General features: G+C 71.0%; 26 protein-coding genes. 16 read left to right on the forward strand and 10 right to left on the reverse strand.

From position 1 onward, the window contains the following. Positions 1–18 precede the first annotated feature (18 nt). Positions 19–657, forward strand: coding sequence for a TetR/AcrR family transcriptional regulator (locus ACN27F_RS05905; protein WP_421431592.1), 639 nt, complete (start codon positions 19–21; stop codon positions 655–657). Further along, positions 654–1,109 carry a pyridoxamine 5'-phosphate oxidase family protein gene (locus tag ACN27F_RS05910; protein WP_421431593.1) on the forward strand — a complete coding sequence of 152 codons (456 nt, stop codon included), beginning with the start codon at positions 654–656 and terminating at the stop codon, positions 1,107–1,109. Before ACN27F_RS05905 ends, ACN27F_RS05910 begins: the two co-directional genes overlap by 4 nt. 48 nt (positions 1,110–1,157) lie before the next feature. On the opposite strand, the gene ACN27F_RS05915 is transcribed toward ACN27F_RS05910, so the two are convergent. Continuing rightward, on the reverse strand, positions 1,158–1,946 hold the full coding sequence (locus ACN27F_RS05915; RefSeq protein WP_421431594.1) for an AfsR/SARP family transcriptional regulator: 789 nt from the start codon (positions 1,944–1,946) through the stop codon (positions 1,158–1,160). A gap of 180 nt (positions 1,947–2,126) precedes the next feature. Here ACN27F_RS05915 and ACN27F_RS05920 point away from each other — a divergent pair, with 180 nt between their 5' ends. From ACN27F_RS05920 to ACN27F_RS05935, 4 genes are all read left to right on the forward strand, one after another. Continuing rightward, complete coding sequence (locus ACN27F_RS05920) at positions 2,127–2,342, forward strand: DUF6229 family protein (protein ID WP_421431595.1); 216 nt, start codon at positions 2,127–2,129, stop codon at positions 2,340–2,342. Between the two features lie 109 nt (positions 2,343–2,451). Then, positions 2,452–5,391 (forward strand): type 2 lanthipeptide synthetase LanM family protein, encoded by a 2,940-nt coding sequence (locus ACN27F_RS05925; protein WP_421439996.1) that lies wholly within the window; start codon positions 2,452–2,454, stop codon positions 5,389–5,391. Positions 5,392–5,406: 15 nt separating this feature from the next. Then, positions 5,407–7,281: an ABC transporter ATP-binding protein gene (locus ACN27F_RS05930; protein ID WP_421431596.1), complete on the forward strand. Its 1,875-nt coding sequence runs from the start codon at positions 5,407–5,409 to the stop codon at positions 7,279–7,281. Further along, on the forward strand, positions 7,257–8,636 hold the full coding sequence (locus tag ACN27F_RS05935) for an FAD-binding oxidoreductase (RefSeq protein ID WP_421431597.1): 1,380 nt from the start codon (positions 7,257–7,259) through the stop codon (positions 8,634–8,636). The genes ACN27F_RS05930 and ACN27F_RS05935 overlap by 25 nt, the downstream gene beginning before the upstream one ends. Before the next feature lie 52 nt (positions 8,637–8,688). Here ACN27F_RS05935 and ACN27F_RS05940 read toward each other — a convergent pair whose 3' ends face one another. From ACN27F_RS05940 to ACN27F_RS05950, 3 genes are all read right to left on the reverse strand, one after another. Further along, positions 8,689–10,164, reverse strand: a complete 1,476-nt coding sequence (locus ACN27F_RS05940) for an AAA family ATPase (RefSeq protein WP_421431598.1) — start codon at positions 10,162–10,164, stop codon at positions 8,689–8,691. A 583-nt stretch (positions 10,165–10,747) separates the two neighbouring features. Then, the gene (locus ACN27F_RS05945; RefSeq protein ID WP_421431599.1) at positions 10,748–11,965 is read right to left on the reverse strand and encodes a helix-turn-helix domain-containing protein; all 1,218 of its coding nucleotides are present in this window, start codon (positions 11,963–11,965) and stop codon (positions 10,748–10,750) included. Next, on the reverse strand, positions 11,962–12,201 hold the full coding sequence (locus ACN27F_RS05950; protein ID WP_421431600.1) for a hypothetical protein: 240 nt from the start codon (positions 12,199–12,201) through the stop codon (positions 11,962–11,964). The genes ACN27F_RS05945 and ACN27F_RS05950 overlap by 4 nt, the downstream gene beginning before the upstream one ends. 451 nt (positions 12,202–12,652) lie before the next feature. On the opposite strand from ACN27F_RS05950, the gene ACN27F_RS05955 reads away from it, so the two are divergent. Together ACN27F_RS05955 and ACN27F_RS05960 are read left to right on the forward strand one after the other, a co-directional pair. Beyond that, the gene (locus ACN27F_RS05955) at positions 12,653–14,011 is read left to right on the forward strand and encodes a hypothetical protein (protein ID WP_421431601.1); all 1,359 of its coding nucleotides are present in this window, start codon (positions 12,653–12,655) and stop codon (positions 14,009–14,011) included. Continuing rightward, positions 14,008–14,571 carry a flavoprotein gene (locus ACN27F_RS05960; protein WP_421431602.1) on the forward strand — a complete coding sequence of 188 codons (564 nt, stop codon included), beginning with the start codon at positions 14,008–14,010 and terminating at the stop codon, positions 14,569–14,571. Before ACN27F_RS05955 ends, ACN27F_RS05960 begins: the two co-directional genes overlap by 4 nt. A gap of 155 nt (positions 14,572–14,726) precedes the next feature. Here ACN27F_RS05960 and ACN27F_RS05965 read toward each other — a convergent pair whose 3' ends face one another. Both ACN27F_RS05965 and ACN27F_RS05970 read right to left on the reverse strand, forming a co-directional pair. Next, positions 14,727–15,170: a hypothetical protein gene (locus tag ACN27F_RS05965; RefSeq protein ID WP_421431603.1), complete on the reverse strand. Its 444-nt coding sequence runs from the start codon at positions 15,168–15,170 to the stop codon at positions 14,727–14,729. After that, positions 15,167–15,526, reverse strand: a complete 360-nt coding sequence (locus tag ACN27F_RS05970; protein WP_421431604.1) for a type II toxin-antitoxin system HicB family antitoxin — start codon at positions 15,524–15,526, stop codon at positions 15,167–15,169. The genes ACN27F_RS05965 and ACN27F_RS05970 overlap by 4 nt, the downstream gene beginning before the upstream one ends. Here ACN27F_RS05970 and ACN27F_RS05975 point away from each other — a divergent pair. The 3 genes from ACN27F_RS05975 to ACN27F_RS05985 all read left to right on the forward strand — a co-directional run bounded on the left by ACN27F_RS05975 (position 15,512) and on the right by ACN27F_RS05985 (position 18,808). Continuing rightward, the gene (locus tag ACN27F_RS05975) at positions 15,512–15,949 is read left to right on the forward strand and encodes an IS66 family transposase (RefSeq protein ID WP_421431605.1); all 438 of its coding nucleotides are present in this window, start codon (positions 15,512–15,514) and stop codon (positions 15,947–15,949) included. The genes ACN27F_RS05970 and ACN27F_RS05975 overlap by 15 nt on opposite strands. A gap of 330 nt (positions 15,950–16,279) precedes the next feature. After that, the gene (locus tag ACN27F_RS05980) at positions 16,280–17,446 is read left to right on the forward strand and encodes a glycosyltransferase (RefSeq protein WP_421431606.1); all 1,167 of its coding nucleotides are present in this window, start codon (positions 16,280–16,282) and stop codon (positions 17,444–17,446) included. An 84-nt stretch (positions 17,447–17,530) separates the two neighbouring features. Then, positions 17,531–18,808 (forward strand): condensation domain-containing protein, encoded by a 1,278-nt coding sequence (locus tag ACN27F_RS05985; RefSeq protein ID WP_421431607.1) that lies wholly within the window; start codon positions 17,531–17,533, stop codon positions 18,806–18,808. On the opposite strand, the gene ACN27F_RS05990 is transcribed toward ACN27F_RS05985, so the two are convergent. After that, entirely contained in the window at positions 18,800–19,051 is a 252-nt protein-coding gene (locus tag ACN27F_RS05990; protein WP_421431608.1) for a hypothetical protein, read from the reverse strand. The genes ACN27F_RS05985 and ACN27F_RS05990 overlap by 9 nt on opposite strands. Before the next feature lie 19 nt (positions 19,052–19,070). On the opposite strand from ACN27F_RS05990, the gene ACN27F_RS05995 reads away from it, so the two are divergent. Then, positions 19,071–19,217 (forward strand): LPXTG cell wall anchor domain-containing protein, encoded by a 147-nt coding sequence (locus ACN27F_RS05995; RefSeq protein ID WP_421431609.1) that lies wholly within the window; start codon positions 19,071–19,073, stop codon positions 19,215–19,217. 254 nt (positions 19,218–19,471) lie between these two features. Here ACN27F_RS05995 and ACN27F_RS06000 read toward each other — a convergent pair whose 3' ends face one another. Beyond that, positions 19,472–20,419: an NAD-dependent epimerase/dehydratase family protein gene (locus ACN27F_RS06000; RefSeq protein ID WP_421431610.1), complete on the reverse strand. Its 948-nt coding sequence runs from the start codon at positions 20,417–20,419 to the stop codon at positions 19,472–19,474. A 71-nt stretch (positions 20,420–20,490) separates the two neighbouring features. On the opposite strand from ACN27F_RS06000, the gene ACN27F_RS06005 reads away from it, so the two are divergent. From ACN27F_RS06005 to ACN27F_RS06020, 4 genes are all read left to right on the forward strand, one after another. Then, on the forward strand, positions 20,491–20,952 hold the full coding sequence (locus tag ACN27F_RS06005) for a MarR family winged helix-turn-helix transcriptional regulator (RefSeq protein WP_421431611.1): 462 nt from the start codon (positions 20,491–20,493) through the stop codon (positions 20,950–20,952). A gap of 103 nt (positions 20,953–21,055) precedes the next feature. Next, positions 21,056–21,454, forward strand: coding sequence for a hypothetical protein (locus tag ACN27F_RS06010; protein ID WP_421431612.1), 399 nt, complete (start codon positions 21,056–21,058; stop codon positions 21,452–21,454). Between the two features lie 192 nt (positions 21,455–21,646). Further along, entirely contained in the window at positions 21,647–21,958 is a 312-nt protein-coding gene (locus ACN27F_RS06015; RefSeq protein ID WP_421431613.1) for a hypothetical protein, read from the forward strand. A gap of 17 nt (positions 21,959–21,975) precedes the next feature. Next, on the forward strand, positions 21,976–22,347 hold the full coding sequence (locus ACN27F_RS06020; protein ID WP_421431614.1) for a WD40 repeat domain-containing protein: 372 nt from the start codon (positions 21,976–21,978) through the stop codon (positions 22,345–22,347). 147 nt (positions 22,348–22,494) lie between these two features. Here ACN27F_RS06020 and ACN27F_RS06025 read toward each other — a convergent pair whose 3' ends face one another. Both ACN27F_RS06025 and ACN27F_RS06030 read right to left on the reverse strand, forming a co-directional pair. Beyond that, positions 22,495–23,535: a MerR family transcriptional regulator gene (locus ACN27F_RS06025; protein WP_421431615.1), complete on the reverse strand. Its 1,041-nt coding sequence runs from the start codon at positions 23,533–23,535 to the stop codon at positions 22,495–22,497. Continuing rightward, on the reverse strand, positions 23,529–24,206 hold the full coding sequence (locus ACN27F_RS06030; RefSeq protein WP_421439998.1) for a HEAT repeat domain-containing protein: 678 nt from the start codon (positions 24,204–24,206) through the stop codon (positions 23,529–23,531). Before ACN27F_RS06030 ends, ACN27F_RS06025 begins: the two co-directional genes overlap by 7 nt. Positions 24,207–24,246 lie beyond the last annotated feature (40 nt).

Here is a 24,246-nt window from a genome sequence, read left to right on the forward strand (position 1 = left end):
CTGCACTACGATCGGACGATGAGCACCCGGGACGACCTCGTCGCCGCCGCGACCGCACTCCTCGACGAGGGCGGTCCGGAACGAGTGACGTTGCGGGAGGTCGGGCGCCGGGCCGGCGTGTCGCACAACGCGCCCTACAAGCACTTCGCCGACAAGCAGGCCCTGCTGGAGGCCGTCGCCATCCAGGAACTCGTCCGGCTCGAACACGTCATGACGGATACGCCGTCAGGTCGTGGCGATCCGGCCGGCACGGAGCCGACTGGCAGGGACCCGACTCAGCTGGAGGCCGGCACGCTGCTGCGGCTCGTCCTGCACGAGTACGTGAGCTGGGCGCTGCGCCATCCCCGCCGTTTCGAACTGGTCTACGGGGGGTCGATGAACGCCTCCGCCGACCTGCACGAGCGCGCCGGCGCGACCTGGCGCCGCCTCGTCGGCCTGACCGCCGAGGCGCAGGCCACCGGAGCCCTGCCCGCCGGTGATCCCGAGCGGCTCGCCGCCCTCGTCCGTGCCCTGGCGCACGGCGCCGCCGACCTGGCCATCACCGGCCATCTGTCGGCCGATGGGAAGGGCCGTGCCGACGCGGCGGACCTGATCGAGGAGATGCTCCGGGTGCTGCGCCACGCCGCCGGGTCGGCCGGTGCGATCATGACGCTATGACGGCATGGCGGGACGTGGAACAGGCGGCACCGGAGTTCGCGGGGCGGGTACGGGCGTTGTTCGACGCCAACCGGCACAAGACGATCGCGACGCTGCGCGCCGACGGGTCGCCGCGGATTTCCGGCATCGAGGTGGTCTTCGAGGACGGCCAGCTTGCCTTCGGGTCGATGCCGAACGCCCGCAAGGGCGCGGATCTGCGGCGGGATCCCCGGTTCGCCCTGCACAGCGCCACGATCGACCCGGTCGACGGCGCCGAGGCGCAGTGGCCCGGCGAGGCGAAGATATCTGGCCGGGCGGTGGCCGCCGCACGGGTCAGCGACGGCCCGGAGGGCGAGCGTTTCCACGCCGACATCACCGACGTCGTACACACCCACCTCAACGACGAGGCCACCCTGCTCGTCGTCGAATGGTGGACGCCGGCGCACGGGCTGCGACGGGTCGAGCGTCAATAGGGCATCCCCGTCCCATCCAGCCCGGCTGGTCGCGTCGAGCCGGTCGCGTCAGGCCGAACGGTCGAGCGCGCCCGGGCCGGCCACCTGGTCCAGGGCGGGATCGTGGCGCAGCACGGCGACGTGGAGGTTTTGCAGCGCCGGTGCCGGATCGACACCCAGCTCGGTGGAGAGCCAGACCCGGCGCTGGTGGTAGACGCTGACCGCCTCGGCGCTGCGCCCGGCCCGATGCAGCGCGAGCATCACCGCCGACGTCAGCCGGTCCCGGGTCGGATGCGCGGCCGACAGCGCCACCAACTCGTCCGCGATCGACCTGTGGTTGCCCAACCGCAGCTCCACCTCGTAGAGGTCCTCGATCGCGGTCAGCCGGGCAGCCTCCAAGCTGCTCACCAGCGCACCCGCCGGTCCGGCGGGCGACCAGCCACCCAGGACCGGCCCGCGCCACAGTTCGAGGGCCTGCCGCAGCACGTCGCGCGCCCGCAGATCGGAAGCGATCCCCCGGGCGTCGATGATCAGCTGCCCGAACCGGTGGGCGTCAACCGCCGGGGTGGGAATCCGCAGCGCGTATCCGTCGTCGCCGGTGACGATCGACGGCTGGGCCGGGCCGTCGCCGGCCACGCGCAGCATCGCCCGCAGCTCCGACAGGCGGCTGTGCAGGACAGCCCGTGGACGGGCAGGCGGCTGTTCCGGCCACAACAGCTCGATCAGACGTCCGCTGGAGACTTCGCGGTTGGCTTCGATGCCGAGAATCCCCAGGATCAGGCGGTGCTGGCGCTTGGCGAGGCGGACCGGCGTACCTCCGATGAGGACCTCGATCGGCCCCAGGATTCGTACTTCCAACCCAACTCCCGGTGGTATGAGACCCCGACCCCCACCGTAGAGCCGAAGCCGAAACGCGGGAACCGTGCGGGAACCACGCGGGATCTGTACGGGAAGCATCCGGGAAGCGGTGCGGAAGCCACCGGCAAGGACACCGCCGAACAATCACACCTACGTATCGATCAACAAGGGAGGGTCATCATGCCGACCGCGACACAGCTCGATCTCGACCCGGCGCTGGCCGAGGACATCATCACCCGGTGGCTGACCGGTACGCCGGTCGAAGGCTGGGAGAACCCGGCCGGCCAACTGTTCACCAGTGGCGAATACGCCGTGCAGGACATCACCATGACCATTGGTGGGTGCGGCACCAACTGCAGTTCCTGCACCGGCTCCCGGCCTGTTGCGTGCTGCTGATCCGGCCATGACCGATACCACGGCGCCGACGGCGACGCGCGAGTCCGTCCTGATGACGGCGGGGCCGGATGGCCCGGTCGACCCGCCGGCAGCGGTGGTACCGGACCGGATGACAGCGAGTTTCGACCCTGTGCTGGACCGTCTGGTCGTGCCAGCAGCTGAGCGACTGGCGGTCCAGCTCAGGGACGTCCCGGACCTGGGCACCGGTGAACGGGCGGCGATCACCGCCGCCGCCACCCGGGCGTGGCGCGAAGCGGTTCGACCGAAGGTGACCCGGGTGCTGGTGCTGGACGTGCACGCCGCGCGGATCAGCGGCCGGTTGGCTGGTCCGGACCCGTGTGCCCGGTGGGAGCACTGGCTGGAGCTGGCCAGCGCCGACGGGTTCTGGCCGTCGCTGGACGCCCGCTTCCCGACGCTGCGCCAGCGGATCGGCACGGTGCTGGGCAACGCCCACCGGGCGGTGACGGCGTTCGCGTACCGGTTCGCGGCCGACCGGGCCGACCTGTCGCCCACGGTGCTGCCGCCGGGCGACGCCACGCTGCTCGACGTCGAGTTCGGCTCCGGTGACACGCACCGCGGCGGGCAGAGCGTCGCGGTGGTGCGCTGCGCCGCCGGCCCGGTCGTCTACAAGCCGCGGTCCCTGCACGTCGACGCGGCACTGGCCGGGCTCGTCGCCCGGCTGCTGCCCGACGAGCCGGCAGCCGCCCGGATCCGGGTGCCCACGGTCCTGGCCCGCGACGGGTACGGCTGGGCCGCCCACGTCGCCCACCGCTACTGCGCGGACGACGACGAACTGCACACGTTCTACCGTGGACTCGGCCAGTGGACCGCGATCATGCGGATGCTCGGCGGCAGCGACCTGCACGCGGAGAACCTGATCGCGGCCGGACCGGTGCCGGTGGTCGTGGACTGCGAGACCCTGTTCACCCCGCAGCCGCCGCTGCTGCCCTCGGGGTACGGGCTGGCCACCGACCGGGCCGCCCGCGCGCTCAGTTCCTCGGTGCTGGGCACCGGGCTGCTGCCCGGACGTGGCGTGGCGCTGGCCTGGCGCGGGCTGGACCCGTCCGGTGCCGGCGGCCTCAAGGGCGAACAGCCGACGGTGTCCGTGCCGGCGCTGGTCGACGAGGGCACCGATCAGGTCCGCCTCGCGTACGCCGATTTCGACCCCCCCGAGGCCGCCAACCAGCCGAGCGCCGAGCCGGTCCTGGCCCGGTTCTGGGGCGACGTGTGCGACGCCTTCGACGAGCTGACCGACCGGCTGCGGGAGATGGACCGGCGCGGCCGGCTCGATCCGCTGCTCACCGGGTTCGTCGGCGGCGAGGTGCGCTTCGTCCGCCGCGACACCGAGACGTACGCCGAACTGGCCCGGATGCTGTGGCACCCGACCTCGCTGCACGACGAGCCGACGGCCCGGGCCACGGTCGCCGATCTGCTGACCCGGCACGGGCAGCGCGCCGCCGCCGCGCCCGACGAGCCCGAGGTCGTCGCCGCCGAGGTCGCCGATCTGCTCGTCGGGGACATCCCGATGTTCACCATGCCGGCGAGTCCGGACCTCATTCGCGGGGCGCTGCGCCGCTGGCGCGAGGCCGACCAGGAGCTGGACCGCCAGGTGCTACGGTCCACGCTGATCAGCGCCTATCTCAGCGAGACGCCACCCGCCCCGCCCGGCCCGCCGCTGGTCCCCCGGCTGGTGCGACCGGACGATCTGGACCGACGCCGGCGGACGCTCGCCGCCGACGTCGTCCGCATGCTGCTCGCCACCGCCGTGCGGGGCACGGACCGGACGGCCACCTGGATCGCGCCGGTGATCGTGGCCAACTCCGGTTGGGCGGTGCAGCCGTTGCCCACCGACATGTATCTCGGCACCGCCGGGATCGCGGTGCTGCTCGCGGCGTACCGGTACGAGGAGTCGGCGGGGCGCGCCGATCCGGTCGACGGTGCCGCCGAGCTGCTCGACGCCGTACTGGCCAGCATGCGCGCCGCCGAGGACCAGGCCGAGGCCGACCGGGCCACCGGCATCCCGATCCGGCCCGATCCGGCCGGCGGCTATGTCGGGCTCGGTGCCCGGATCTGGGCCTGGCTGCTGCTGCGCCGGCTCCTCGGCGACGGGTCGGTGTCCGCCGGTGCGACGGCCGGCGGGCAGATGGCCGGCGAACCGATGGTCGACGAGGCGCTGCGCCGGGCGCGGGCGGTCGCCGCGCTGGTGCCGGCCGCCGTGCAGGCCACCGATGCGTACGATCTGCTGCGCGGGCCGGCCGGAGCGATCGTGCCGCTGCTGCGGCTGGCCGAGCTCGACGGCGACGCCCGATGGGTGCAGACCGCCGGCGCGATCGGCGAACATCTGCGCGCCGCCGCCCGCCCGGCCGGCCCCGCCACCGGCGGCGGCCCCACCACCGTCGCCGAGGCGGCCTCCCCGGCGGCGGCGTGGTGGCCGGGTCCGTTCGCCACCGACGGGCTGGGCGGGGTGTCGCACGGCACCACCGGCATCGGCTGGGCGCTGTCGCACCTCGACGGCTACCACGACCTGGCGGCGGCGGCGTTCCGCTACGAGGAGTCGCTCTACGACCCTGGCCTGCCCGGCTGGCTGGACATGCGCAAGCCGGAGCGGCCGACCGACGCCGCGGCGTGGTGTCACGGGTCGGTCGGCATCGGCATCGTCGCCGCCGACCAACTGCGCCGCTCCGCCGACCCGCCGACCCGCGACCGCTGGACCGACATGCTGCGCCGGGCCGCGGCGGCGAGCTGGCCGGCAGGCATGGGCGCCAACCACACCCTGTGCCACGGCGAGCTCGGCACCTGGGAGCTGCTACGAACGGCGATGGCGGCCGGCGCGGCCCCACCGCAGGTGGATCCCGACGAGCTCGACGCCCGGGTGCTGACCGGGATCGAGGAGTTCGGGGCGGTCGCCGGCCCCAACCGGGACGCGTTCCGGCCCGGTCTGCTGCATGGCCTCGGCGGCATCGGCTACCAGCTGCTGCGGATGCACCCGCAGTGCCCGCTGCCGTCGGTGCTGCTGCCCGATCCCGGTCCGCCGGACGGGTTGGCGTAGGGCGGGCACGCCGCGATGTCCGACGTGACCGCGCCGTACTGGCGATTGGAGACCCCGACCGACGGGCTGGGTCCGTGGCAGGTCGTCCGAGGGCTGCCGGCCGCGCTCGGACCCGCCCTGCGGCTGATCCGGCAGGCGGCCCCGCGCGCGGCCGTGACCGTTCTGGTCCTGCACCTCGTCGCCGGGGTCGCGACCACGTACGGGCTGGTCGCGACCGCCGGGGTGCTGGAGCGGTTGTTCGCCGGCGGGCCGACCGGGGCCCGGCTGGCAGCGGCCGCACCCGCGCTCGCCCTCGTGGTGCTGGCCTTCGCCACCCGGGCCGGCCTGGAGATCGCGGTCACCCTGGCCCAGGCGCGGATCGCCCCGGCGGTGCGCCGCCTCGCCGACGAGCGGCTCGTCGCGGCCGGGCTGGCGGTGGAGCTGACCGCGTTCGACGATCCACGGTTCCTCGACCGGATGTTCCGGGCCCGTGACCGGGGCCTGCTCTACCTGCAGCGGATCGTCGACAACCTGGTCGAGGCGATCGGCGCGCTGCTGGCGGTCACGGCGGCGGCGGTCAGCCTGACCGTGCTGCACCCGGTGCTGCTGCCGATCCTGCTGGTCACCGTGCTGCCGGACGGGTGGGCGGCGCTGCGGGCGGCCCGGCTCGGCTACGCGGGCAACGCCCGGCTGGTCGCGCTGAACCGCCGGGTGTCGATGGTGACCGACCTGGCGACCGAGCGGGAACCGGCCGCCGAGGTGCGGGCCACCCAGGCCCAGGACAGTGTGCTGGCCCGCTACCGGCAGGCGGCCGACCTGGTCCGCGACGAGGAGATCGCGGTCGCGTCGGCGCAGGTGCGGGCCCGGGCCCGGGGACGCGCCCTGGCCGGTGTCGCGCTCGGCGGCGTGTTCGCGGCGTTGTGGCTGCTGCTCGACGCCGGATGGATCCCACTCGCGGTCGCCGGCACGGCGCTGATCGCCACCCGGACCGCCGTGGCGGCGCTGGCCCGCCTGGTCCGCACCGCCGACCAGCTGTTCGAGCAGGGCCTGTACGTCGCCGACTTCCACGCGTTCCTCGCCGACGCGGCCACCCGCACCCGGGCATCGGCCGGGCCGGCGGCACCGGCCGCCCCGCAGCGGATCGAACTGCGCGACGTCGGCTTCCACTACCCCGGGTCAGCGCCGGTGCTGCACGGGGTGGACCTGACCCTGCACGCCGGACAGACGGTCGCCCTGGTCGGCGAGAACGGCTCCGGCAAGACCACCCTCGCGAAGATCATCGCCGGGCTGTACCGGCCGACCGCCGGGTCGGTGGCCTGGGACGGCACCGACCTGGCCACGCTGCACCCGGACACCGTCGCCGACCGGGTGATGATGGTGCTGCAGAACCCGGTCCGCTGGCCCGACTCGGCCCGGCTCAACGTCCGGATGGGACGGTTCGACCGGGCCGACCCGCACGACGAGGCGCTGCGCCGGGCCGCCCGCCAGGCGCTCGCCGACGAGGTGGTCGACCCGCTGCCGCAGGGCTGGGAGACGCTGCTGACCACCGCGTTCACCGGCGGCGTCGACCTGTCCGGCGGCCAGTGGCAGCGGCTCGCGGTGGCCCGGGGCCTGTTCCGCGACGCGCCCGTCCTGATCTGGGACGAGCCGACCGCGCCGCTGGACGCCCGCGCCGAATACGCCGTCTACGAGGCGCTGCGCCGGCTCGCCGCCGGCCGCACCGTCGTGCTGATCACCCACCGGTTGGCCAGCGTGCGCAACTGTGACCGGATCTATCTGATGCACGACGGCGAGATCGTCGAGCAGGGCAGCCATCAGGAGCTACTCGCGCTCGGCGGCCGGTACGCCGAACTGTCCACCCTGCAGGCCCGGATGGCGGAGGACCCATGGCTGTCGCTGCAGCCCCGTTGACCCGGCTCGCGGGCGAGCTGTCCGGGACGCTGCTGACCCCGGAGAATCCGGAGTACGTCGACTGCCGGCTGCCGTTCCTCGCCCGGCTCGACGAGCGGCTGCCGCAGGTCGTGGTGCGGGCGGCCACCGCCGCCGACGTCCGGGCCGGGCTCGCGTTCGCCCGCGCCCACCGGCTCGACGTGGCGGTACGCAGTGGCGGGCACAGCTTCGCCGACCGGTGCAGCACCGACGGGCTGCTGCTGGACCTCGGCGGGCTGCGGCAGCTGCGGACCGACGGCGACCTGGTCACCGCCGGCCCCGGGCTACGGATGCGCGAACTGCGGCGACGGCTGGCCACCGGCGGGCGGACCGTCTCCGCCGGCTGGTGCCCGGACGTCGGACTCGGCGGTGCCGTGCTCGGCGGCGGGTACGGCAGCCTCAGCCGGCTGTACGGCCTCGGCAGCGACCATCTGGTCGCCGCCGAGGTGGTGCTCGCCGACGGCCGTACCGTGTGGTGCGACACCGACCGCGAACCGGACCTGTTCTGGGCGCTGCGCGGCGCCGGCGGCGGCCTGCTCGGCGTGGTCACCACGTTCGTGCTGCGCACCCGGCCGACGGTGCCGGCCACGTTCTTCGAATGCCGCTGGCCGGTACGGCACGCGGCGGACGTCATCGGCACCTGGCTGGGCTGGGCACCGGAAGCACCCGACGAGATCAACTGCGAGTCCGTACTGATCGGCCCGCACGACCCGGCCGACGAGCCGTACGTGGCCGTGTTCGGGATGAGCGTCGGCGCCGGCACCGGCTTCCTGGACCGGTTCGCCCCGGACCCGGAACACGTCGAGATCCGCGAACTGCCCGCGCCGGCAGCCGCAGCGGTGAGCTACCCCGAAAGCCCCGACGACCTGGAAGTGACCGGGCCACCGTGGGGCACCTCGGCAGGCCGACGACTGTGCCGCTCGGAATTCTTCGACCAGCCGCTGCCGCCGGACACGGTCACGGCGCTGGTCCAGCACCTGGTAGCCGGCCGGACCGCCGCCGGCCAGTCCCGCGAACTGGAGTTCATCCCATGGGGCGGCGCCTACGGTCGGGTCGCGCCACACGCGACGGCGTTCGTACACCGCCGGGCCAGATTCATCCTCCGGCACACCGGCTACGCGATCCGCCGCACCACCGACGCCGTCCGCCAGGACACCCGACGCTGGGTCGACCGGTCCTGGGCGATCGCCCACCCGTGGGGATCGGGCCTGATCTACCCCAACTACCCGGAGCCCGACCGGTCCCCGCTGGACCCGACCTACCACGGCGCCAACCTCGACCGGCTCCGCCGGATCGTGACCCGCTACGACCCCGACGCCGTCTTCGCGCACGGATAAAAGGGGGGTCCTGCCGGCGGTCCCGCCGAGGGTGCTCGGTGCAGGCCGCCGCTCAGGATCGGTGCGCCGCGTACAAGCGATCCAGGTCGACAAGCTGGACGCTGGGATCCGCAGCCGCCACAGGGCGAAGGTCGTCGGCGAAGCCACCGCCGCTGAACAGCAGCAGCCGGCACCGGTCGGCCCGGACCCCGTCGCTACCGGCCAACAGGCTACGGATGTGTGCCAGGCGTCGCAGGTGACCGGTCCCGACGGCCTCCTGCCACTTGGCCTCGCCGATCGCGAGGAGTTCCTCGCTGCCCTGCTCGTCACGGCCGAATACCGCCACGTCCACCTCGTGCTGCGTGCGTGCGGCGGGGTCGTTGACGACACCGGCCGCGACCCGGGTCGGAAAACCGCCAAGAACGTCCGGATCGGCCTCCCAGCGGGCCCATTGGCGGCAGATCGTTTCGAAGTGCGGTCCGACGACCTTGCTCAGGAACGTGCGCTGCAGCCGGGGCCAGACCTGCCGGGACCGACCCGCGCGCTCCAGGTCGCCCCATGCCGGCCGCATCACGGCGTGGTAGAAGACGAGCAACGGCTCGACGATCCGGTAGACGCCCCGGTTGCTCTTGAACGCGTCCTCCTCCCGCACGACCAGACCGACGTCCTCCAGCACACCCAGCGGATGGGCCAGGTCGGACGTCTGCCGACCCAGGAAGTTCGCGATCTCCCCACGCCGGGTACGACCGTCCGCGATCGCCGCCAGCACCGAGTGATACAACGCGGGGTCGCGAATGTCGGGCTCCTCCGCCAACAGGTAGCGAGCCTCCCGGAACAACGGGCGGGCCGGGTTCAACACGGCCCGCACCACCCAGTCGTCGAAATCGTCCGGCCCGGCCGGCGAGTCATCCTGCGTGAACTCGTGCCGATAGGCGGGGGTGCCGCCGACGATCGCGTTGACCAGCAGGGCGGTGCGTGGGTCGGCGATCCCCCAGAACCGGGCCGCTGCCTGGTAGTCGAGCGTGCGGACCACCAACTCCAGGCCGGCCCGTCCGCGCAGCGGCGCGGTGCCAGCCAGCAGGCCACCCATGAACGACAGCGCCGAACCGCACAGCAGCAGCCGCGCCTGGGTGTTCGACCGCTGTCCCGCCGGGTCGAGCGCCCGCTGGATGATCGAGGGCAACGCCGGACTGGCTCGGGCCAGGAACGGAAACTCGTCGATCACCACCGGAAGTGGCCCGGCAGGGGCGAGTGTCATCGTCCGGGTGACCGCCTCGTCCCAGTTCGCGAACCGCAGCGGCGTCGCCTCACCCAGATAGTCACCGAGCGCCTCACCGTACTGGCGCAGCGCGTCAGCCTCGGACGACTCCGTGGCGGTGAACATGAACCCGCCAGCTACCCGTACCAGTGCGTCGAGCAGGAACGTCTTGCCCTGGCGACGACGGCCGGAGACCACTCCCAGCGTGGCCCCGCCCTGCGGCAGGCGCGCGAACCGGACCAACTCGTTCCACTCGACGTCACGGTCGAAAATCTCCGCCGGCTTCTCCACCTCACCATCCCGTCACGCTAGTGTAAGCGTAGTTACTATAACTATACTTACACCTTGCCGGCCCGGTATGGCCTACCCCCCTTGACCCGCTGACAGAAGAGGCGCACAGGTTCCCTTTCCCTGGCCTTCCGGCAACAAGGCCGGCAACTGGTCAAGGTGATACAAGATGGCGAAGCGGCACGAGAGGCAATGACCGAGTTCCACGACTGGGAGGACGTCCGCAGCGAACTACACGACGGGGACGACGCCGCGCTGGCGACCGAACGCGCGCGTACCGAGGCATGGAGCAGTGCCTTCCACCTCGCCGAGGAACGTCAGCGGCTCGGACTCACCCAGCGAGGTCGCCACCCTGAGTCAATACGCACGAGCATTGGGCGCGCGGATGCGAATCATTTTCGACTACGGCAAGGACCTTCGCCAGATCGCCTGACGCCAGCAGACGGCTCCATCGGACCGTGCCCGCTACGACCCCGACGCCGCCTTCACCTGCTGACCCGACGCGGTGACGCTGCCCGGCTGACGCTGGCGAGGGAACCTGTGTTGTCGTAGAACTGGCGGGTTGAGGGTCATACAGGTTCTCTCGTCACGAAACGCTGGTCGTCAGCCCGAGCGCCGTCGCCAGCCGGGCGACGCCGGCCGTGTCCGGCCCGCACCGGGCGATCTCCGCCACGACCGTACGGGCGGAGGGCCGGCAGCGGATCTCAGCCGGTACGACGCGGTCCGCCTCGACCAACCACCGTCCCGCCGCCGCGAAGTCACCGACAGCGAGGTACGCCCGCGCGGCGTCCACCAGGTACGCCGCCCGATGCTCTGCCGGCAGCCCGCGCCACGTCTGCTGCCGGATGGCCGTTTCGTGTCGGCGTACCGCCTGCCGGGCATCGCCCGACTCCACGGCCGCCACCACGTGCGCCAGCTCGACGGCCGCCGGGCCGAAACTCGCCGTACGGTAGTCCAGCCCGTCGCCGATCCGGCCGGCCACGTCAGCGGCTCGGCCGAGCAGCTCGTCGACGCTGCGGGTTTCGCCGCAGCCGGCGGCGGCCAACCCGGCCTGCAGCAGCAACGTCCCGTACACCGCCCGGACCTGCGGCGACGCGGCTCCGCCGCTCGACGCGGTGAGCCGGTCGGCGGCGGCGACCGTCGTCGTCATCGCCAACCGGTCCTGGCCCAACCCGCGCAGCGCCTGCCCGAGCGGTACCGCCGCCGACCCGGCCAGCACCGGATCGCTGCCGGCCACGGCCAGCACCGGATCGCTGCCGGCCACGGCCAGCGCCCGATCGGCCGCCAACCAGGCCAGCTCGGGTTCGCCGACCTTGACCAGCACGAGCGCGATGATCCGGTACGCGCGCACCAACAACTCCGCCCCAGGCCCAGGCCGGGTCGCGTGCAGCCGCCGAGCGGCGTCCAGCAGCTGCGGTGTCATCCGCAGCAGCCGGGGATAGTCCCCGTGCTGGTACGTCGACCACGCATGCTCCACCCGCCGCGTGACCTCCTGCTCCACCGCCGGTCCGCTGTCGACGGCGGTGAACACCTCGTAGCTGGCCAACGCCACCCGGACCACCGCCACCCCGTCGACCGCCCCGCCATGCTCCGATGGCCGGTCCGAGCCGATCAACTCCGCCGGGTCGACCCGTAGCACCTCGGCGACCTGCCGGATCAGCGAGAACCGGTCCAGTGTCCGGACACCACGCTCGACCTTCTCCACCCAGCTCTTCGACCGGCCGATCCGATCGGCGAACACCTGCTGGGTCATCTGCCGCCGCACCCGCCACAGCGCGACCCGACGCCCGACGGCCACGCTCATCGCCGGCCACCCGCGTCGATCCAGGTCCACGACACGAAGCGTTCGTACAACTCGGCCGGGTCGGTGATCCCGGCCTCCTCGGCGGCGGTCGTCAGCAGGTCGCCGACGTCGATCGACAGCGCCAGCGGCTCACCGACGTACGCCTCCGCCAACTGCGTCCGGCCCGGCGGGCACGGCCACGGCGTCCCGTCCGGACAGACCGCACAGCACCACGACGGACGCAGCGGCTCATGCACCGGCCCACCGCCGGCCCGGTGCTTCTTCGCCGCAGGTAGTGCCGGCCGGCGTTACCACCCCGGGCCTGCGCCCGATCCGTCCGGGTCGCCGGCCGCCGATCCGGCGGCGGCACCGTCCGATCGGCGAACCGCCGCCGACCCGGCACCGGATAAACCACATCCACCGGCACGTCCGCACGCTGAAACCACTTCCCGAACACGCTGCCCCCTCAACGAGAGTTGGAAGGGCGGCGACCCGAGGTGGCTCTCCACGTCAACCCCGAGCCGCCGCCCGGCACCCGCCGCCGCAGCTCAAAGGCGTGCACGGCGGCGGGGCCACATGTCCAGGTTGGCCGGTTGAACCCTCAGCGGAAATGTCCGCACGGTGCACTGACGGTGCACGTCCGTGAACCTACGTACGGTTACGATCAGCGGCACGCACCTGAGCTTTGCCCGTCGAAAGGACGTGCAGATGACGACCGTGAGTGCCTGGACCGGTTGGGAAGCGAACGCGCTACGCAAGGCACTACGAATGAGTGTGACCGACTTCGCCGAGCATCTCGGGGCAGCGCGACGTACCGTGGCGAAGTGGAGCAGTCGAGGCCGTGACATCCAGTTGCGTGCCGAGATGCAGGCGGCGCTGGACACCGTCCTGGCCCAAGCGTCGGCGGAGGCTCGTCAGCGTTTCGCACAGCTCTGCGATGCGAGCACCAGCGGTGCACCCACGGGTCAGTCAGCTGCCCTCGTCGCACTCCACGCCGGTTGTCTGGCTCATACTGACGGCGGAGGCAATCCCGATCTTGACCAGGATGAGAACGTGCGGCGCAGAGATTTTCTGACCGATACGGCTGTCAAAGGCGCCGCCGCGATCCCGACCGTGGCGCACCTGCTCGACGTGCTGTTGTCTCCCGGCCGTGATGCTGCCGGACCTGGTTCGCCCATCTCCGTGCAGGACCTCGCCGCCCAGGTCGCTCAGGTCAAGGGTGACTACCAGGCATGCCGCTACGGGCGCACCCTCGACCGGCTCGTAACCCTCCTCCCAGCCTTCACCGCAGCGAGATCGCAGCAGGCCAGCGAGCGTTCCGTACTCGATGCACTCGCCGCCGACCTCTACCACGTCGTCGGTAGCGTGCTGCTGAAGCACGGCGACACCTCGATGGCGCTTGTGGCAGCCGAGCGCAGCACCCGATACGGACTCGACAGCGGCGATCCTCTCGCGATCGGCACCAGTGCACGGATAATGACCCACGCGCTGATGAGCAACGGCCACACCCGACAAGCTGTCACCTTCGCGCAGGTATCCGCCACTACCGTCAGTGACGTCACCGGGCTCGACTCCAAACACGCCCTCGCCGTCTACGGCGCGCTCCTGCTCCGTGGCTCGATCGCCGCTGCAAGGATCGAAGACCGCGACGTTGCCGCCACCATGCTGGACGAGGCGACTCAGGCCGCCAACCGGCTGGGGCACGACGGCAACGACCGGTGGACCGGCTTCGGCCCTACCAACGTGCTGCAGCACCGGGTCAACGTTGCCCTCGCCCTCGGCGACGCCGGCACCGCCATCACCTACGCTCGCCAGGTACAGATCGACAAGATCATCCTCAAGGAACGCAAAGCAGCCTTGTTCGTCGACGTCGCACAGGCGTACGCCCAGTGGGGACGTCATGAGCAGGGACTGTCAGCGCTACGGACCGCCTTCGGGATCGCGCCGGAGGAGATCTGTGCCCGCCCGGCGGTGCACCGCATCGTCGAGAACCTCGCCGCTCTGTCACGCGGGCACCTACGAAGCCACGTCACCGAGTTCGCCGCCAATGCAGGGATTCGGCTGTGACCTCAGGGCACCTCCGGATTGTTGTGTGCGGTGCTGGGCCCGCCGCCGATGTTCTCCGACTCGTTGAAGCGGCACAGGAGCAGTCGTGGGCGACGACGGTCGTCGCAACCACCAGTGCACTCGACTTCATCGACGCCTCCGCCGTCACCGGGCTGACCGGCAACCCCGTACGCAGCTCATACCAGACTTCAGACGTCGGCGGTCGGCGGACCTTGCCACCGGTGGACGCGGTGATCATCGCACCCGCGACGTACAACACAGTCAACAAGCTCGCCTGCGGCGTCGCCGACACCTACCCGCTCACCTCAACCGCCGAGCTGATCGGACGCGGTGTCCCCACCGTCATCGTGCCGTTCGTCAACGCCGCGCTGGCCGCCCGTGCACCCTTCCAACGCTCCATCGCCGACCTACGGGCCGAAGGCGTCCGGGTCATCTCCGGCCCGAACGACGACTGGACACCACACCCACCAGGCACCGGCACCGACCGGCAAGCCGCGTTTCCGTGGAGGAAGGCGTTTCGGCTCGCCGTCGAGCCGGACCAGCATCGTGCTCGCCCGTAGCGAAACTCGGCAGTGACGAGGAGACATGTGACCCGTCATTCACTTGCCGACAGCACCTGTATGACCAAACAGGTGCTGTCGTCAGTGCAGGCGATCTCCGAGCCGGCGGAAGGCGTCCTCGATCGCCGCGCGGTCCAGCAGCGGATCATCGGCGCTCACGCGACGTTCAATTCCTGCGGCGAGACGTAGACTCCGCGACGGCGGAACGCCGCCGGGGCGTGCACCACCGCGTCGACCCGCGCGGCCCGCGTGTTGAACGGGAACCAGAACCGGCGCAATGATCGTGTTTCCACCCATGCCGGTGCCCCGCGACCCTCCTTGGTTGCCAGGTGTTCCGTCAACGCGGCCAGAAACACGTCCCAGCGCTCATCGCCGGTGACAGCCGGCTCCTGCTCCAGCAGAACGGCCCGCTCCTGCGCCGGCTCCCAGCGGTACTCCTCAAGAAACTCCGCCACCAACCGCCACCGTCGCGCCTCGTCGGCGCCGACGAGCAGTGCGCCCAGCCGCGCCACCGTCAGGGGCTCGCAACTCTCACCATGACGCCGCACGTCCTCGACGCGGCAGTCCCGCAACTGATCATCGTCGCTGAGACTGATCATCTGTACCAGCGCCCAGTTGTTCCGGTGGTTCGGAGCGTCGAGAGGTGCTCCTGCCAGTCCTCGGCGTACTCGCGCAGCGCCACGATCATCTCGGTGATCGCCTCGTCGAACGTCTCGCCATCCCCCGCGATGGGCAGGCCAGGGATGAAAACCGACCATTCGCCCGCTTCGGCGACGACCTGCGCGCGGGGTGTGCTAGGCGATGCGAGGGAGAAGCGGAGGCGTTCAACATCCACCACGGCTGTCCGCGCCGCGTCCCGCCTGACCGTAGCCACGCGACCCCGCTCGGCCGCGTCCAGCAGATCCTTCAAGTGCGCGCGCGCCTCGGTGTAGCTGTCAGAGTGCGCGATCGACATCGGGCGCCTCCTCGTCCTCTTGGAGACAAGCAAGCCGCAGGCGGGGACGTACGTCAAGTACGTCAAGCACTCGACGCTCAGCTTGCCGAATGGGACGGCCTGGCCGCGCACCGCGACTACCCCATGATCAGCCTGGACAGCAACGCTGCGGAAAGGTCGCCCCGCAGGCCGGTCGTGACCTGCAAGAACGCCTACGACTCCCGCACCGACGACGCCGCCCGCCTCGCCGCGACCATCTGGACCGTCACTGCGACCGCCGAACAGACCGGCCTCAACGTCCTGACCTACCTCACCGCCTACCTCGACGCCTGCGGCCGCCACGACGCAAAGCCACTGACCGGTTCCGAACTGCAACGATTCCTGCCCTGGACCGCATCGGCCGCCGACCTGCGCGCCTGGGCCCAACCTCCCGAGGCCGGCTGACACCCACCCCGCCATCACGACAGCACCGCCGCAGCCGGCCACGCCGACCGTCAGCGTGCCCACGATCCGCATCACCCACGAGACCTGGGACTACTTACTGTACGTCAACTCAGCAGATCCTCAGACTTTCCTCAAGCATGCTGTCCTGTTATCAGTAGACGATTGGCGTGCGAAACCGGAAGGCATGGCGATCGTACGTGGAGTGACATGGGTACAGCTGTGATTTCATCCCGGACTGGCATCCGACGGCAGCGCAATCTTGCTACCTCTTCTGCTCTTTCCCGGTCGGTGGACAGGCCGGACAACGTTGCGGCATTCGCTGGACCGCGCGTGTTGTCGATCTACGAAGGATTCTTCGTCGGCGGAGCCCGGGTGCTGCACAGCAACATGGTGGCCGAGCTGCAGTCCACCGGCCGGCAGTCCCACTCGGTCCTGAGCATGCACCGCCGGATTCAGCGCGAGACGCTGATCCAGCGCATGGAGGACGACGCCTGTTACCAGATGCTGCGCACGGCCGACGTTCCGGTCACCGCCCTGACCGGGGCTCTCGGCGGCACTGGCCGGGACCCCGCCATCGGCCCCGCCGAGCAGGCCGCAGCCGCCCGGCAGGCGATGCGCGCCGACGTCATCCTGTCCCTGAAGGAACAGCCCCTCCGCCTGGTCAACCAGCTCGACTTTCCCGACAAACCGGTTATCGTCTGCCTGCATCGCTCCGATCCGCAGAACCAGGGAGCCGCGCTGACCGAGTTGCTCACCGCTGTCGCCAGCGGTCGGGTGGTCGCGGGCGTGTGCTGCGCCGAGGCCACCCGGTCGGCCTACCAGGCGGCCGGCGTTCCGGGCGAATTGCTGCACGTCATCCCCAACGGGGTCGACCTGGGCCGGTTCCGGCCGGCCGGCGCCAGGGAACGCGGCCGGCTGCGACGTGCTCTGGGCCTGCCGCGTACGGCCGCGGTGGTGGTTTTCGCCGCACGCTACGACCCGATGAAGAACGTGCCGCTGTTCCTGGAGGCGGCCCGCCGGTTCCTGACCCGGCAGCGGAGTGGCCAGGTGGTCATGTGCGGAGCCGGTATGAGCGAGCGCAACCCTGAGCTGCGCCACGACATTGAGACCGCCTTCGCCAACGCCGACCGGCTGCGGTGCCGGCTCCGCTTGCTCGGGCCGCGACGCGACATGCGAGCGGTGTACGCCAGCGCGGATGTGGTGTCGCTCACCTCGGGCGTCGGCGAGGCGGGGCCGCTGTGTCTCATCGAGGGAACGATGTGTGGCGCGGTCCCGGTCAGTACCGACGTCGGCGATTGTTCGTCCATCGTGGCCGGGCGTGGCCTCGTCACTCCAGCGGACCCGGACGCCGTCGCCTCGGCCTGGACAGAGGCGATGGACCGACGGATCGAGTTCGCCAGCGCGTTCGCCGACGACCGCGAGCGGTTCAGCCAAACCCGGATGGCCGCGGCGTACGCGGCGCTGATCGAACGCACCTACCGGGAGTGCGGCCTTTAGCCGGTACCCCACCGTTGACGGTGCCGGCGGGGCACCATCCGGTCTCGTGACTCGCAACCGATCTTTACGCAAGGAGTCGACATCATGGACAGCTACCCGCTCACACCATCGCAGGCGAGATCGCTGGAAGGGCGATCACTCGCCGATGCCGAGCGCAGCGTGCTGCCGGTGGTCCTGGGCAGTAGCAAGCGTCTCGACGAGCGGCGGCTTCGTACCGCCCTGAGGTCGCTGACCCGAAGCCACGCCGCGCTCAGGCTCCGGCTGATCCGGACACCGGACGGTGAATACCGCCAAGTGCTGGCCCCGCCCCGGGATGACGAGGACCTTCTCACGGTCATCGACATCGGCCCGGTGCCGCAGGCGGCGCAGAACCATGCCATCGCAGTGGCCTTCGAGCGGATGGCGCTGTCGTTCGACCTCCGTGCGGGGCCGGTGTTTCGGGCGGCGCTGGTACGGACCGGCGGTGACGATGTCCTGGTGCTGGCCGTGCATCACTTCTCCTGCGACGTGGTGTCGCTGGGCGTGCTGGCCCTCGAACTGCAACGTGCCTACGACGGTGACCATGCGCAGCCGCCCGTCCCGCCGGGCAGCGGCTACGCCAGCTATCTGAGCACGCTGCGTACCGGTCCGCCGGTGGGCGCGGCGCCGCCGGCGGAGGCGTGGTGGCTCGACCGCCCGTGGCGGGAGGTGTCGCAGCCGGCCGGCGTCGACACGACGGCGATGTTCGAGTTCGGCACCGACAATTTCTTCTCGACATCCTTGACGTTTCCGGCGGCACCGACATCGCGGGAGTTTGAGGCGTACCTGTTGTCGGCGCTGGCGTCGGCGATGTTCGAGGTGTGCGGTTTGCGGTGGGCACGGCTGGATACGTTGCACCACGGTCGACGAACGGGCACCCGCCACCTCGTGGGCTGGATCTCGCGGATGGTCCCGCATCTGCTCCCCGCCGACGCGAGCCCGGACGTGCACCTGAAGGAGATCGACGAGGTCCGCGGTAAGGCGGCGGCGTGGGAGGATGCGCAGGCTCGGATCCGCGCTCACCATGCCGGGCTGTGGGAAACGATCTGCCGCACCGGGCACGTGCTCGTGAATTTCTACGGAACCGTCCTCGCCGACGTGCGCCGGAAGCTCAGCACCTTCTACCCTTTTCCGTACCAGCCACAGCGCATGATCCCGCCGCGGCGGCCCTCGGTCTACCCGGTACGGCTGCTGGTCCAGCGCCAAGAAACGAGCGTCGACCTCTCGTGGACGTTCGACAGCCTGTTCCGGGATCGGCAGATCCCCCGAGAGATCGCCACACACGCGACGTCAAGCCTGGCGAAGATCGGGCGGTCCCTTCCGGGCTGGGGTCTGTCAACGTAACGGCTTTGTCAGCGCCAGGCTGGCCGGTGCCGGCTTGGACAGCGGCAGCACCATCCGCGCCCAGATGCCGTACTCGTTGAGCCTGTCGATACGGGCGGCCTCGGTCAGCCCGTCGGGGATGGTCAGGTAGTACTGCCGGGCTACGGATGCGCGAACTGCGGCGACGGCTCGCCACCCACGGGCGGACCGTCTCCGCCGGCTGGTGCCCGGGCGTGGGGCTCGGCGGTCTGCGCACCCGGCCAACGGCGAGGTCAGGCTGGTCGTGACGACCGGCGGCAGCGGCGGTGACCTGCCGGTCACCGGAGCCAACGCCGCGCTCGTCGGCGCGGTCGGCGGTGGTGTCGTGGCGATCGGCGCAGCGCTGCTCTTCTTCGCCAGACGACGTCGGATGGTCGTCGTCAGCGAGTAGCACCGGCTCCACGAAGGGGGCACCGACGAGCGTCGGTGCCCCCTTTCCCGTCCGGAGGTGAGTCGGCTACGGGGATCACCATCGACCCCCGTCACCGACCGGCCACGGCGGCACCGCCTACGACGGCGGCTCAAGCACCCGGCGGCCCACACCGTTCACCCCGAATGGGACCGGGCCTTGCCGCCGAGGGCGGCCTCCGGGTCTCGCTGCGGGAAGATTGACCGCCCTGGGCGGGGCGCACTCGCCGGGCTGATTCACTGGTCGTTGCCCTGGTGGAGCCAGGCGATGTAGTCGGCGGCCGCGCGTTCGGTGTCGTATTCCGGGGCGTAGCCGGTGTCGTGTTGGAGGCGGCTGATGTCGAGGTAGGTCTGCTGGGCGGTCCCTCCGGTGGGCAGGTCGATCCGGGCGTCGGGAACGACCTGTTTGATTGCGGAGATGATCTCGGCGTTGGTAGTCGCACGACCGGAGCCGACGTTGTAGGTGTGGTGGTTGAGCCGGTCGGTGAGGTGGAGGAGTGCGATGGCCCGGCCGGTGTCCTTGACGTAGCACAGGTCGAGTGAGTCCTCCTCGTACGCGGGTGCGACGAGAGTGGAGAGGTCCGGTTCGGTTGCTCTGGCGGCGGCGTGGACAAGCGCGGGGGCGGCGAAAAAGATCGCGCCGTGGGGGTCGCGCGGGCCCCAGGTGCCGGAGATGCGGTAGTTGACGACGTCGATGCCGGTCACGCCGGACAGGTGCTCGTTGAGCAACTCGCCGATTTTCTTGAAGGTCGGGATCACGTGGGGTGCGGTCATCGGCAACGGCATGTCCTCCGTGAGCGGGCCCTCACTGGCGATGCCCGAGTACACGCCGATCGTGCTGGCGACGCCCACCCGGTCGACGTCCCATGCCTGGGCGGCCTGCATGACGTTGAGCAGGCTGCCCAGAGCCTTGCGCGTCTGCTCGACGGGCTGCCCGGGGTCGGGTGGCCAGGGCATGGAGAACGCGAGGTGGACGATGCCGGTGATCTTGTGGCGCTCGCCGACGGCGAGTAGGGCGCTCAGATCGGTGATGTCGGCCCGCTCGATCGCCACGTTCTCGTCGACGAGGTCGGCCGGGATCTCACCGGTCCGACGCTGGACCAGCACGCAGCCCTGGCCGCGGTCGAGCAGCGCCCGAACGGTGTGAGAGCCAATGAAACCGAGACCTCCGGTAACCAGGATCATCGCGACTTCCTTTCTGTTGAGGTGCTGATTGTCAGTGTAGCTGACGATCAGTCTAGCGATAGAGTGGCGTGGTGTCGACTGACCACGGGCCGGGGCCCGCACTGCGTAGGAATCTCGTCTACCTGCTCAAGCACGCGTATCTGCGGATGACCGAAATGACCACGAACGCGGTGACGCCGTACGGCATCGAAGGGCGCGAACTAGGAGTGCTGCTCGTCCTCGCCGGCCGGGAGCCGGCCTCCCAGCAGCAGGCGGCGCAGCGGTTGGGCATCGACCGCACGACGATGGTCGCGCTGCTGGACGCGTTGGAAACCAAGGGCCTGGTTTCGCGTCACCCGCACGCCGAGGACCGACGCCGCAACGTCGTGAGCCTGACCGCCGCCGGCGACGCGACCCTCCGGCAGGCCATCGAGGCGAACGACGACGCCGAGCGCGAATTTCTCGCCCGGCTCAGCCCAGCGGCCGCCGAACAGCTACGACTCTCGCTACAGACGATCGTCACCGACCCGGGAGCAGGTAGACCGGCCCGGTGACGTGGGCAGAGTCCCGGGTGATGATTGTCCCGTGGTAAGCGTCCGGGATGACAGTGACGGGGAGACTCCGCCGTCGGATGCGGCGGGCTCGCGCGGGTTGGCCATGGCCCTGGCGGTCGAGTTGTCGGATAGCGCACAGGTACTTGTCACGGAGGTCGCTGCGGGGATCTCGGTCGACATCGTCCCCCGCCGTGTGGGAACCCGCCCGGTGAGCTGGGCGGACTTTGGCGATCAGATCGTCGTTCAGGTCGGCGACGTCGGCGGCCGCTGGGAGATCGGCGGCGGCGAGGAGGACCTGGCGTTTCTGGAGGACATCGTCAGGTCGGTGGTGGCCGGCCGGGTCGTGGAGGTGTTCGGGAAAAGCCGTTCCCGCGTTGTCGTGATCCTTGCAGACGGCACCAGGGAAACAGAGACGGGCTACGAGGGTCCTGCGGGTTGCCTGCCGATGCCGCTGTGGCCGAAGTGGTCCAGACGGGTCGAGTACGTGCCGTACGAGCCGTAGGGCTCCGAAAGCGGTTCCAACCTCCGACTTCGGCGACGGCTTGGTCCGTGGCTCAGTCACCTATCCTTGGGGAAACGGATGGTGTGTCCGGCGGACGGCCGGCAAGTGCCTGCCTGACGCGGTCCTGCCCCGATGCGCACCTGATCTATGCCGGAGAATGTGATGTCCTGGCTCCGAAGGTGCCGACCTGTCGTGCTGTCCACCGGCGGCAGCAAGGTGCACGTGTGGGAGTTGGCCACCGGCCGTCCTGTCCGGCCCGCCTACCGGGGCCACCGTAGAGACGTCACCGCGATGGCGGTCACCGCCGTCGGCGACGGGCGGGCGGTGGTGGCCTCCAGCGACGACGGCGGTACGGTCCACGTCTGGGACCTGACGCGACGCCGGCCCCTGGGCCCGCCGTTCACCGACAATTCCGGTCTGGTCGGTCGCGGTCGCGGTCGCGGAGACGGGTGGACGCACGCTCGTTGCCTCCGCCGGGATCGACGCCACCATCCGGATCCGTGACCTGATCACCCGGGAACTTGACCGCCAGCTTGCGCGATCCCCGCATGGGGCAGGGCATGGACACCCGGTCCTGGGACGTCCACGCCGGCCCGATCTACTGCCTGGCCACCGGCGTGCTGGACGGCAAGACGGTGATTACGTCCGGCGGTGCCGATTCCACGGTGCGGGTCTGGGACCTCGCCACCTGCCAGCCGCTCGGGCAACCGTACACGGGCCATCGCGGCGAGGTGGTCGCCGTGACGCTGGCCGACCTCGATGGTCGTCTCGTCGTGGTGTCCGCCGGCGAGGACGGCAGCGTGCACGTGCGGAATCTCGCGACCGGGCAGCCCGTCGGCGCGCCTTTCACCTGCGGCGAAAGGATCGGCTGCTTGGCGGTCAGCGCCGGCTGACATGCCACAACACCATGGCCGCCAGCCGTGGTGCGCCGAGGTCGGCGTCGACTGTCGCCCTACGGTTCTCGCCGTACCGTCTGGCGCAACGGCGGTCTGGCGCGACGGCGGTGGGGCGGTACGGCGCCCCGACGGCCCGATCGGGTGTCACCGGTCGGTGGCATCGTGGTTCTCCTGGTCCGGTTGGTCGTCGAGCATTGTCACCAGGGCAGCGGCGAGGAGTGCCACGGGTCGGTCGTCGTCGTGGGTCAGTCGCCGTACGGTGTCCAGCGCGATGGTTGTGGGCATCTCGGCGAGTGCCTGGGTCAGTCGCATCCGTACCGCCGATTCCGCGGTGGGCGCCGCGAGTTCGTCGATCAGCGCGTCCATGATCCGCTCGGCCCACGTCGCGTCTCGCGCCAACGCCCCCAGGAGTTCGGCCGCCTCGACGTCGTTCGAACCCTCGACCACCATCGCGAGAAGCGTCGCAACGGCTCCGGTGACTCCCCGCGCGCCTACCGCGAGAGCGGCGCGTCTGCGGATCGTCGGGTCCGGGTCCCCCAGCGCGTCCGTGAGCACCGCGGTCGCCTCCTCGTCGGGTAGCTCGGCGAGCGCCGCGACCGCCCGCCGCCGGACATCGACGTCGTCGGAGGTCATACCGCAGGCCAGCGGTGCCACAGCGGCACCGCCGGCTCGTGCCAGGGCCCATCGCAGGGCCCCGGCGACGTTCGGATCGGATTCGGCCAGGACCGCCCTGGCCAGCAGTTCGGCGGGAATCGGCGCCGTCTGCTCGGCCGGGGCCAGGACCGCCTGCTGCCGGCGGGCGGCACTGCGCGATCCCAGCCCGCGCAGGAGATCAACGAGGCGTGCGACGTCCCGCCAGCCGGTGGGCCCGGCCGCGTCGACGGTACGGAGCCGATCGAGGAGCTCGCGCTCGCGGTCCAGTCGTTCCTCTGTTCTCCGGATGAGGTCGCCGACCAGCGCGGACGGCGCGAATCCGGGATCGTCGAGAGTGCGGGCGATCTGGCGCAGCGACAGTCCCAGGGACCGCAGACCTTCCACGTAGAAGATCCGTCGGACGTCGTCGGGCGTGTACTCCCGGTAGCCGCCCACGGTGCGGCCCGTCGGCCGAACCAGTCCCAGGGACTCGTAGTGCCGCAGCATCCGGGCGCTCACCCCGCAGCGGCGGGCCACCTCGCCGATCAGCACGCCGGTGTCTCCCCGTGCTCCGGACCGAGCGCGACGACCCGTTTCGCCTCGTCGACGGCGAGGTCGAATCCGGCGTCCGGGTCCCGCAGGAGACGCTCGGTGGCGTTCGCGTGCGCACGCACAGCCGCGTCGGGATGTGTCACCGCCGTCCGCAGGATCGGCTCGATCACGTCGCCGAGCGCGGCGAGGGCGCGGCTCAGGCTCAGCCGTACCTCCCGGTCACCCCGGCCGAACTGCGTCGCCAACTCCGCGGCCAGCGCCCTCTTCTCCTCCTCGGGCACGAGAACGACGGCGGCGCGCCATGCCGTGCGCGCCACCTCGTCGTCGGCGTCGCGCAGCAGGGACGGTGTGATCGCGGGCCAGGCGTCCCGGTGGCCGATCTTGGACAGGGTGTGCAACGCCTGGCTACGGGCCTGCGCGGGTGCGCGGTGTAGCTCCGCGCGCAGCTTCGGCACCGTGATCTGCGACGGGAGCCGGGTCAGCGCCCAGGTGAGCATGTCGCGTACGAAGAAGTCCGGCTCGATCGCGCACCGGGCCACGAGCGCGTCGACGAACGCGGGCTGCGGATGCGTACCGATCGCCAGGGCCGCCTTCAGCCGTGTCGACGAGTCCCCGGCGGCCAGCGCGTCAAGCAGTCGTGGGTCCGGCGAGGAGTGGTGTGTCGAGTCGATGGGGACCACCTCCGACCACCAGTCAAGACCTTGTCACAGT

The sequence above is a fragment of the Solwaraspora sp. WMMB335 genome (genome assembly GCF_049179075.1).
Taxonomy (GTDB): Bacteria; Actinomycetota; Actinomycetes; order Mycobacteriales; family Micromonosporaceae; genus Micromonospora_E.

Coding starts and splice junctions, on each gene's coding strand:
- ACN27F_RS05905 (WP_421431592.1), top strand. CDS start 19: ATGAGCACCCGGGACGACCTCGTCGCCGCCGCGACCGCACTCCTCGAC.
- ACN27F_RS05910 (WP_421431593.1), top strand. CDS start 654: ATGACGGCATGGCGGGACGTGGAACAGGCGGCACCGGAGTTCGCGGGG.
- ACN27F_RS05920 (WP_421431595.1), top strand. CDS start 2,127: ATGCCGACCGCGACACAGCTCGATCTCGACCCGGCGCTGGCCGAGGAC.
- ACN27F_RS05925 (WP_421439996.1), top strand. CDS start 2,452: ATGACAGCGAGTTTCGACCCTGTGCTGGACCGTCTGGTCGTGCCAGCA.
- ACN27F_RS05930 (WP_421431596.1), top strand. CDS start 5,407: ATGTCCGACGTGACCGCGCCGTACTGGCGATTGGAGACCCCGACCGAC.
- ACN27F_RS05935 (WP_421431597.1), top strand. CDS start 7,257: ATGGCTGTCGCTGCAGCCCCGTTGACCCGGCTCGCGGGCGAGCTGTCC.
- ACN27F_RS05945 (WP_421431599.1), bottom strand. CDS start 11,965: ATGAGCGTGGCCGTCGGGCGTCGGGTCGCGCTGTGGCGGGTGCGGCGG.
- ACN27F_RS05955 (WP_421431601.1), top strand. CDS start 12,653: ATGACGACCGTGAGTGCCTGGACCGGTTGGGAAGCGAACGCGCTACGC.
- ACN27F_RS05965 (WP_421431603.1), bottom strand. CDS start 15,170: ATGATCAGTCTCAGCGACGATGATCAGTTGCGGGACTGCCGCGTCGAG.
- ACN27F_RS05970 (WP_421431604.1), bottom strand. CDS start 15,526: ATGTCGATCGCGCACTCTGACAGCTACACCGAGGCGCGCGCGCACTTG.
- ACN27F_RS05985 (WP_421431607.1), top strand. CDS start 17,531: ATGGACAGCTACCCGCTCACACCATCGCAGGCGAGATCGCTGGAAGGG.
- ACN27F_RS06000 (WP_421431610.1), bottom strand. CDS start 20,419: ATGATCCTGGTTACCGGAGGTCTCGGTTTCATTGGCTCTCACACCGTT.
- ACN27F_RS06010 (WP_421431612.1), top strand. CDS start 21,056: ATGGCCCTGGCGGTCGAGTTGTCGGATAGCGCACAGGTACTTGTCACG.